9 protein-coding genes are annotated in these 8,435 nt (G+C 48.5%); 4 read left to right on the top strand and 5 right to left on the bottom strand.

Translation table 11 applies throughout. The features are described from left to right. Together QVO39_RS03940 and QVO39_RS03935 are read right to left on the bottom strand one after the other, a co-directional pair. Positions 1 to 786: 6-phosphofructokinase (locus QVO39_RS03940; RefSeq protein ID WP_288171737.1), on the bottom strand; the 786-nt coding region annotated here is incomplete at its 3' end. Between the two features lie 31 nt (positions 787 to 817). Further along, entirely contained in the window at positions 818 to 1,075 is a 258-nt protein-coding gene (locus tag QVO39_RS03935; protein ID WP_021903098.1) for a hypothetical protein, read from the bottom strand. A 199-nt stretch (positions 1,076 to 1,274) separates the two neighbouring features. On the opposite strand from QVO39_RS03935, the gene QVO39_RS03930 reads away from it, so the two are divergent. From QVO39_RS03930 to mnmL, 4 genes are all read left to right on the top strand, one after another. Continuing rightward, positions 1,275 to 2,177 (top strand): DUF1731 domain-containing protein, encoded by a 903-nt coding sequence (locus QVO39_RS03930; protein WP_021903097.1) that lies wholly within the window; start codon positions 1,275 to 1,277, stop codon positions 2,175 to 2,177. Beyond that, positions 2,167 to 2,907: an SAM-dependent methyltransferase gene (locus QVO39_RS03925; RefSeq protein WP_021903096.1), complete on the top strand. Its 741-nt coding sequence runs from the start codon at positions 2,167 to 2,169 to the stop codon at positions 2,905 to 2,907. The genes QVO39_RS03930 and QVO39_RS03925 overlap by 11 nt, the downstream gene beginning before the upstream one ends. Before the next feature lie 52 nt (positions 2,908 to 2,959). Then, a complete protein-coding gene (locus tag QVO39_RS03920; protein WP_244401421.1) occupies positions 2,960 to 3,577 on the top strand; it encodes an L-threonylcarbamoyladenylate synthase in 618 nt (205 codons plus the stop codon). 193 nt (positions 3,578 to 3,770) lie between these two features. Continuing rightward, the gene (gene mnmL, locus QVO39_RS03915) at positions 3,771 to 4,694 is read left to right on the top strand and encodes a tRNA modification radical SAM protein MnmL/YtqA (protein ID WP_021903094.1); all 924 of its coding nucleotides are present in this window, start codon (positions 3,771 to 3,773) and stop codon (positions 4,692 to 4,694) included. Here the strand turns inward: mnmL and aroC are convergent. Genes aroC through tyrS form a run of 3 tightly spaced genes read right to left on the bottom strand, consistent with a single transcriptional unit; the run spans position 4,691 to position 8,274 of the window. Continuing rightward, the gene (gene aroC, locus QVO39_RS03910; protein WP_021903093.1) at positions 4,691 to 5,743 is read right to left on the bottom strand and encodes a chorismate synthase; all 1,053 of its coding nucleotides are present in this window, start codon (positions 5,741 to 5,743) and stop codon (positions 4,691 to 4,693) included. The two genes, mnmL and aroC, sit on opposite strands and share 4 nt — an antisense overlap. Next, positions 5,743 to 6,975 (bottom strand): spore maturation protein, encoded by a 1,233-nt coding sequence (locus tag QVO39_RS03905; RefSeq protein WP_021903092.1) that lies wholly within the window; start codon positions 6,973 to 6,975, stop codon positions 5,743 to 5,745. Before QVO39_RS03905 ends, aroC begins: the two co-directional genes overlap by 1 nt. Before the next feature lie 6 nt (positions 6,976 to 6,981). Then, positions 6,982 to 8,274 carry a tyrosine--tRNA ligase gene (gene tyrS / locus QVO39_RS03900; protein ID WP_021903091.1) on the bottom strand — a complete coding sequence of 431 codons (1,293 nt, stop codon included), beginning with the start codon at positions 8,272 to 8,274 and terminating at the stop codon, positions 6,982 to 6,984. Positions 8,275 to 8,435 lie beyond the last annotated feature (161 nt).

Below are 8,435 nucleotides of genomic sequence, written 5' to 3'. Positions count from 1 at the left end.
TTGAAGAGCACACTCCAAAGCAATATGCGAAGCGGAGCGACCCATCAACTTGATGAAGTGCCAATACTTACGTGCAGAGTTGCAGTCTCTCTGGATATTGCCAATCAATTCAGAGTAGACCTTAGTGGCGGTATCAAAACCAAAGGAGCTCTCAATCTGCTCATTCTTAAGGTCGCCATCAATAGTCTTTGGGCAACCCAATACCTGTACACCAGCATTGATCTTCTTGTAGTACTCTGCCAAAACGCATGCATTGGTGTTGGAGTCGTCACCACCGATAATGACGAGTGCCTGGATATCTAGCTTACGAAGGATGATTAGACCCTTATCAAACTGCTCCTCAGTCTCGAGCTTGGTACGTCCAGACCCTATGATATCAAAACCACCAGTATTGCGGTATTCATCCATAATATCGCTAGTGATCTCCATATACTTATGGTCGATAAGTCCGGCAGGACCCATTAAGAATCCATAGAGCCGACTCTCTTTATTGATCTTCTTGATACCATCAAAGATACCAGCAATCACATTGTGTCCGCCAGGAGCTTGACCACCTGATAGGATCACGCCGACGTTGATTGGCTTGGTGTGCAATGGCGCATCTCCCTTTTCAAACGCAATCGTAGGAAGTCCGTAGGTATTTGGGAAGAGTTGCTTAATCTCCTCTTGGTCATCTACTGAGTGGGTAGGATTACCCTCTACTACCTTTACATTGCCCTTTAGTGCATTGGGAAGTTTAGGCTCATATTTTGAGCGAGCCTTTTGAAGTGGACTAATTGTTCTCATCTTTCTTATCTAAATTATATAGTTGAATAACCTATCTATCTCTATGAAAGTCGAAGCGCTTCGGCTCTCTATCTCTGCTTCGAGTGCCTGGGCGTTTTTGGTCATTGGCACGGACAAATATCAGCATCAATGCTAGATTAACCACCAAAATCAAGGTGCAACCCCCAAAGAGTAGCCCCTTGGCGCCTGGTAGTAGTACAAAGAAGAGTACACTACCTATCAGACACAATACGATCAGCACAAGAAGTGTCCGCTTAAAACCTTTCCAAAATCCAACAGATGGTGCCATAACCTTACTTATAAACTATTTTAATTATCGGCTTACTTTACAAAGATACTCATTTATCGCCAATAAACCGCTATTTAATAGGTAATTTAGGACCGTTATAAAGAGACGTTTTTGTGGTGGTTGCTACTTTTTTGTATCTTTGAAGAAGAGGTATGGGAGTGATGAAATATACTATATAATATAGGAGTGCGAGAAGAAGATGGAACGGATTTTAGTAACAGGTGGTGAGGAGCTATTGGCTCGACACTTTGAGAGGATGTATCGTGGGGTTTATGATGTACGACTGCTTTGTCGGCGTCCTTCAAGAGCTGGTGAGTTTTATTGGAATCCTCTACGTGACGAGCTAGACCCGGCCGCTTTAGAGGGGGTGAATCATATAGTACATACGGCTGGTATAGCTGGCGTGGGAAGTCGCCTAGACCTTAGAGGTAGGGATCGCTTGTGGCGTGAGCGTGTGGGAGGTGCCGCTTTGATCGGGCGTCATCTATTGGCTAGTGGTGCTCAGCTTGAGAGCTTCGTAAACGTTTCTTCTACAGCTATATATGGAAGTGGCCTAGACCCATACATTCACACTGAAGCATCACCTGTCGGGAGTGGTTTCCTTGCCGGTCTCTATGTAGGTGGTGAGGAGGAAGCGTATCTACTTGAGGCCGAAGCATTGGCTAAGAGGTGGGTATCGCTTAGAATGGGAGAGGTGCTTTGTGGTTATGGCGGAGTGCTACCATATATGGCCGTTGGTGGTAATTATGGACTTGCCCTACTGTGTGGCATAGGTCAACAGCTAGTGCCTTGGGTGCATGTGAGTGATGCCATGAGGTCTATTTGGCTAGCTATTGAAAACCGTGAGATGCGTGGGGTGTACAATGTCGTTGCTCCAGAATGGGTTAGTTATCGGGAGATAGCTACACTATCGGCTCAGATGAAGAGTGGACGCTCACTCCCTCTACCTATCCCTCGTGGTGTATGGCGTGCTGCTGTCGGGGCTTGGGGCGGTCCACTGATGCACAGCCAGAGGGTCGCTTCTGAGCGGATTGAGGAGCTGGGTTTTGACTACTTATATCCAGATATTTCTAGAGCATTGCAACATATTTATGGGGAATAATGAAGGATTGGGAAAGCTTTACCTAATCCCCATAGAGCTGGGTAATGTGGAGGTAGAGCAGTATCAACCACAGCGGACATTGGAGCTCCTTGGTCGACTTCGCTATTATGTGGTGGAAAATGCTCGGACCGCTCGGAGATATTTGTCCCGGTCGGTGCCAGGGCTAGATATTTCTTCGTTGACGCTCTATGAGCTAGATAAGCATCAAGGGTATTCCTATCCTCGGGAGAAGGTTATGGAGCTACTTCGTCAGGGTGAAGATGTGGGAGTGATGAGTGAAGCAGGTTGCCCTGGAGTAGCCGACCCTGGTCACCGTGTGGTGGTTGATTGCCACCGTGCTGGTATGCGAGTGGTTCCCTTGGTAGGGCCTTCGTCTATCTTACTTTCTCTAATGGCTTCTGGATTTAATGGTCAATATTTTACCTTTTATGGTTACCTCCCACATGACCGTGCCTCACGGCGTCAGCAGCTACTAGAGTGCCAACGTCGTGCGCTGGATAAGGGAGAAACACAGATATTTATTGAAGCACCTTATCGTAATGACCAATTGATAAGAGAGCTGTGTGACCTTCTCTCCCCAGCGCTGTACCTTTCTGTAGCAGTGGACTTGACTACAAGTGAGGAGGAAATCACCACTTTGCCTCTTTCTCTTTGGTCAAAGCATCTAAAGGGAGGTCTTTCGTACCACAAGCGCCCTGCAATCTTTTTGCTTGGTAGAGGAGACGACTAGTCAACTCATCTTATTAGCAGCTTTTATTTATGGGATTATATTGTAAGAAGAGATGATGATTAAGGTGTATGATGATTCTGCAACACCAGAGAGGGTGCTTGCAACGCTATCTGAGGCTTTGGGGCGTGGAGAGCTTTTGATTCTCCCTACCGACACTCGATACAGCTTGTGTGGTGACGCACTCAATCAGGTGTGTGTCAAGGAATTAGCCAGAATAAAGGGAGTTGAAGTAGAGCGTACTACCTTTTCACTCCTCTTGAGCAACCTCTCACAGGTTAGTGAATATGCTCGTATGGATGACTCAGCTTTTCGACTCATGCGTCGCAATTGTCCAGGTCCCTTTACCTTTGTTTTACCAGCGGGTCACAACCTTCCACGGCTATATCGTGGGCGTAAGGAGGTAGGGATTCGTATACCTAGACATTGTTTTGTGAGAGAGCTTGTCGACTATTTTGGTCATCCCTTAACTGGTTTTTCACTGCCTTTAGATCGAGATAGTACTGATGATGAAGCTTATGGCTATGACCCAAGTCTGATGGAAGAGCAGTGGGGAAATGAGGTGGCTTATGTAGTAGATGGAGGAATAGGGCAACTTGTAGATAGCACTGTAGTCTCTTGCCTTCAAGAACCATTTGAAGTGATAAGAGAGGGAGTAGAAGTGCTTAAATAATATAGAATATGACTTAATTAAGGCGTAAAATAGATTAAAACGGCGCCCTTCCTAAAAATATTCATCTAAATACTTGCATAAGTAAGAAATATCTCTTATCTTTGCACCGTGTTTTTCATAGTATTAGATTTTAGGTTAATATTAAGATTGAAGGTTGTCGTGAGACAGCCTTTTTCTTTTTTATAGTAGTGGTATGATAAGTGAGGGGATTTTTAATGACTATGGAAGCTATCTAAGAAGTGTTTTTCCTGATTTTAAGGTGCAGAAGCTCTCGGTGAATGTAGGCTTGACTTGCCCCAATCGTGATGGCTCTAAGGGGAGGGGCGGGTGTACCTACTGCATCAATAGTTCTTTTAGCCCTAGCTATGTAGGTAAAGGCGGAGTAGCTGAGCAGTTGGAGGCTGGAAAACGTTTTTTCGGACGTAAGTACCCCAATATGAAATACCTAGCTTACTTCCAATCATATACCAATACCTATTCTTCTTTGGACCACCTTGTGGCTCTATATGAGGAGGCCTTGGCTACCCCTGATGTGGTAGGTCTTGTTGTGGCAACGCGACCAGACTGCGTTGATGAGGAGGTGCTAGATTATCTTGCTGAAGTAAATCAGCGGACGTTTGTGGCAATTGAATATGGGGTGGAGAGTACACTCGATAAGACGCTTGAAAGAGTTCATCGTGGTCATACATTTGCAGAGGCTGAAAAGGCGATTTATGCTACTACTGCACGGGGTATTACAGTAGGGGCACACCTTATTATAGGATTACCTGGTGAGGCTTATTCCGACTTTGAGTTGCACATTGATCGCCTCGCATCTCTCCCCATCACTACGCTTAAGATGCACCAATTACAGATCCTCAAGGGAACGATTATGGCTCATCAATATAGGAGCAATCCTGAGACATTCAGCCTTTTCACACCCGAGGAGTATGTAGATGTGATTTGTAGACTTCTACGGAGGTTGCCAAGAAGAATATATCTTGATCGATTCGTTTCCCAATCCCCTCCTGAGCTATTGATGGCTCCTAAGTGGGGGTGGAAAAACTACCAATTTGTACACCTTATAGAACGAAGAATGCGTGAAAATGGGTGGCAACAAGGCGACCTTTTCCTTTAGTGGTTGGAGGCGAGCATCTCATCGGCGAGGACGAGGCTGGTCATCGCTTCAATAATGGGGAGGACGCGGGGGAATACGGAGGCGTCGTGGCGCCCTTTTATGGTGATGTCTGTTGGTTGACCGGAGGTGGTGACGGTTTGCTGTGGTATGGCGATGGAGGGGATCGGTTTGAAGGCTGCTCGGAAATAGATCTGGCTTCCTGTGGAGATACCGCCCAAGACGCCGCCAGAGTGGTTGGAGGTCATCTTGATCACTCCCTTCTCCGAGGTGAAGGCGTCATTGGCTTGTGACCCTTTCATTGATGCTAACTCAAATCCATCTCCCATCTCAAAACCTTTGCAGGCATTGATGCCGAGCATTGCCTCTGCTAGCCGAGCATTGAGTTTGCTGTAGAGTGGGCTTCCCCAACCGGCGGGCACCCCCTCTACCACTACGGTAGCAACGCCCCCCAGGGTATCGCCTTCCTGCCTCACCTTTGTGAGGAGTTGGTGCATCTCTTGATCTACTTGAGGGTCTGGACAGCCCACCTCTCCTAGTTCCTCCCACTGGTATTGGTAGTGGCTTGGGAGTTTTATTTCGCCTATCTGCGAGGTGAAGGCTCTGAGCCTTATTCCCTGCTCTCGGAGCAATTGGTAGGCGATTGCCCCTGCCACCACGCGTACCACCGACTCTCTGGCACTTGCCCTTCCGCCCCCTCTATGGTCGCGGATACCGTATTTCATCTGATAGGTAAAGTCGGCATGAGAAGGGCGATAGACCTCTTTGAGGGCATCGTAGTCGGCACTTCTTTTCTGCTGGTTTGGCAGAAGAAATGCGAGGGGTGTGCCGGTTGTTTTTCCCTCCATTAGGCCTGAGATAAACTCTGGCTGATCGGCTTCGGTGCGTGGGGTACTGACCCCTGCCAATCCTTTACGACGTTGTAGTGCCTCTTGAATCAACGTGAGATCTAGCTCCACTCCGGCGGGGCAACCATCGATCACTCCACCCACATAAGGACCATGCGACTCGCCAAATGTGGTGAGCCTAAAATATCTACCAAATGTATTCATCACCCATAAAATGCATAAGCCAATAAAATTGCTGTCACCGCTCCCACTGCATCGGCAATGAGCGAGACGCCAAGTGTGTAGCGGGTTTTGGTGATGGCCACACTGCCGTAGTAGAGTGCCAGCACGTAGAAAGTGGTATCGGTGGTGCCCTGAACAATACAGACTAGGCGACCGACAAAGGAATCGGCTCCAAAGGTGGACATGGCATCAATCATCAATCCTCTCGCCCCACTTCCGCTGAGAGGTTTCATCAGAATCGTTGGCAGTGCATCTACCCACGTGGTATCTACTCCTATGGCTCCAAATAGCGTGGCGACCCCCATGGTGAGCCAGTCCATGGCACCACTGGCTCTAAATAGCGCCACTGCTACTAGGATGGCAACGATGTAGGGAATGATGGTCACCGCCGTCTGGAATCCCCCTTTTGCCCCCTCTATAAAATCTTCATACACATTTCGCTTGGCGAGGAGGCCACTGCCTATAAATAATGCCACGGCACCCAGCAACACCACATGGCTGATGGCGGTAGAGTAGGTGGTGAGGAGCTCTTTATCGGCCCCTTTGATCATAAACGAAAGGGCCACGACCAGTGCTACAAATAGACCTGCTGGAAGTAGAAAGGGCCACTTAAGTAGGTTGATCCTCTGCTTCCACGATACCAGCAATACCGCCGTAAGGGTGCTTGCACCCGTTGCTATGAGAATGGGTAGAAAGATATCGGCCGGCGACGCACTCCCCAGTTGGTGTCGGAACATGATGATGGTGATGGGGATGAGGGTGAGCCCACTCGCATTGATGGTGAGGAACATGATCATCGCATCAGATGCGGTATCCTTTTTGGGATTGAGGGTCTGTAGCTCCTTCATTGTCTGCAGTCCCAATGGGGTAGCTGCATTGTCGAGCCCCAGTAGGTTGGCACTGAAATTCATCAGCATCGTACCTAGTACGGGTGCCCCTTTCGGTAGGGTTGGGAAGATGACTTGAAAGAAAGGGGCGGTCCACCTTGCGAAGCGAGCGATGAGGCCGCTCTTCTCTGCCACACGAAGTAGCCCTTGCCAGAGTGCCAGGATCCCTGCTAACCCTAATGATATATTAAAAGCGGTGGTGGCAGTATCAAAGAGTGCCTGCACCATCTCACTAAATAGGGTGGCATCACCTGAGGTGATTACCCGTACTACCCCTACGAGTATCCCTACCAGGAAGAATGCCACCCATATATAGTTGAGGAGCATAAGCCGCTACACCATCTTCACGAGGAAAAAGTTCTTCTTGCCCCTCTGTATCAGCATATACTTGTCGTTCAGAAGGTCGGCAGAGGTGGGTTGGTACTGGAAGTCCGTCACCTTCTCGCCATTGAGGCTTACCCCGCCACTTTGAATCAGTTTGCGTAGCTCACTATTGCTATTGAAAAACTTGCACTCGCCCACTAAGAGGTCCATGAGGCCTATAGAGGCTGATAGCTTATCCTTGGAAACCTCTGCCATTGGCACGCCTTCAAACACGCTGAGGAAGGTCTCTTCGTTGAGCTTATGGAGTGTCTCTACACTGGAGCGACCAAATAGAATTTCTGAGGCCTGCACTGCTAGGTCGTACTCTTCACGAGAGTGTACCATCACTGTGATCTCCTCTGCTAGCTTTGACTGTAGGATTCGCTTGTGAGGAGCCTCACGATGCTCTGCCTCTAATGCCTCTATCTCTTCACGGCTGAGACTGGTAAAGATGCGGATGAAGCGGCCAGCATCTTCGTCGGAGACATTCATCCAGAACTGGTAGAACTTGTAAGGCGAAGTATATCGTGGATCGAGCCACACATTGCCACTCTCAGTCTTGCCAAACTTGGTGCCATCGGCCTTTGTGATAAGTGGGCAGGTGACGGCGTAGGCTTGACCTCCTAGGCGGCGCCTGATCAATTCTACTCCTGTGGTGATATTGCCCCACTGGTCGGAACCACCCAACTGTACACGGCACCCTAGGTGCTCGTAGAGGTATTGGTAGTCGTAGGCTTGAAGCAACTGGTATGAAAACTCGGTGAAGGAAAGGCCTGAACCACCTTCGCCTGCTACCCGCTTCTTCACGGAGTCTTTTGCCATCATATAATTGACGGTGATGTGCTTGCCGACGTCGCGGATGAAGCTGAGGAAGGAGTAGTCTTTCATCCAATCGTAGTTGTTCACCAATACTGCCGCATTGGGGGCATCGCTTTCAAAGTCCAAAAACTTGGAGAGCTGTTTCTTAATGCACTCCTGATTGTGGCGAAGGGTCTCCTCGTCCAAAAGCTGGCGTTCGGCCGACTTGAGGGAGGGGTCGCCAATCATACCAGTAGCTCCACCCACTAGGGCAATGGGTCGGTGACCGGCCTGCTGAAAGTGGCGTAGCATCATCACTCCTACCAAGTGACCAATGTGAAGCGAATCTGCGGTGGGGTCGATGCCTACATAACCCGAGGCCGGCCCCTTCATAAGCTCTTCTTCGGTCCCTGGCATCATGTTGTGAATCATCCCTCTCCACTCTAATTCCTTAATAAAGTTCATCGCTAATACCTTTATATAATGTATGGAAAAATCAATCGGTTACAAAGCTACCAAATTAATGGCAGATAAGTGAGTGACAACGTGAAGTAAAATGAAAAAAAGAGGTGCTTTTGGGGTGTCTTATCGGACAAGTCGGACAAGTCGGAGCACCCTCCTGGGTG

Origin of the sequence: Porphyromonas sp. CAG:1061 (assembly GCF_000435035.1) — a bacterium.
GTDB classification, from domain to species: Bacteria; Bacteroidota; Bacteroidia; order Bacteroidales; family Porphyromonadaceae; genus Porphyromonas_A; species Porphyromonas_A somerae.
Note: the sequence above shows the minus strand (reverse complement) of the source record. Positions and strands in the feature narration are given on the sequence as shown.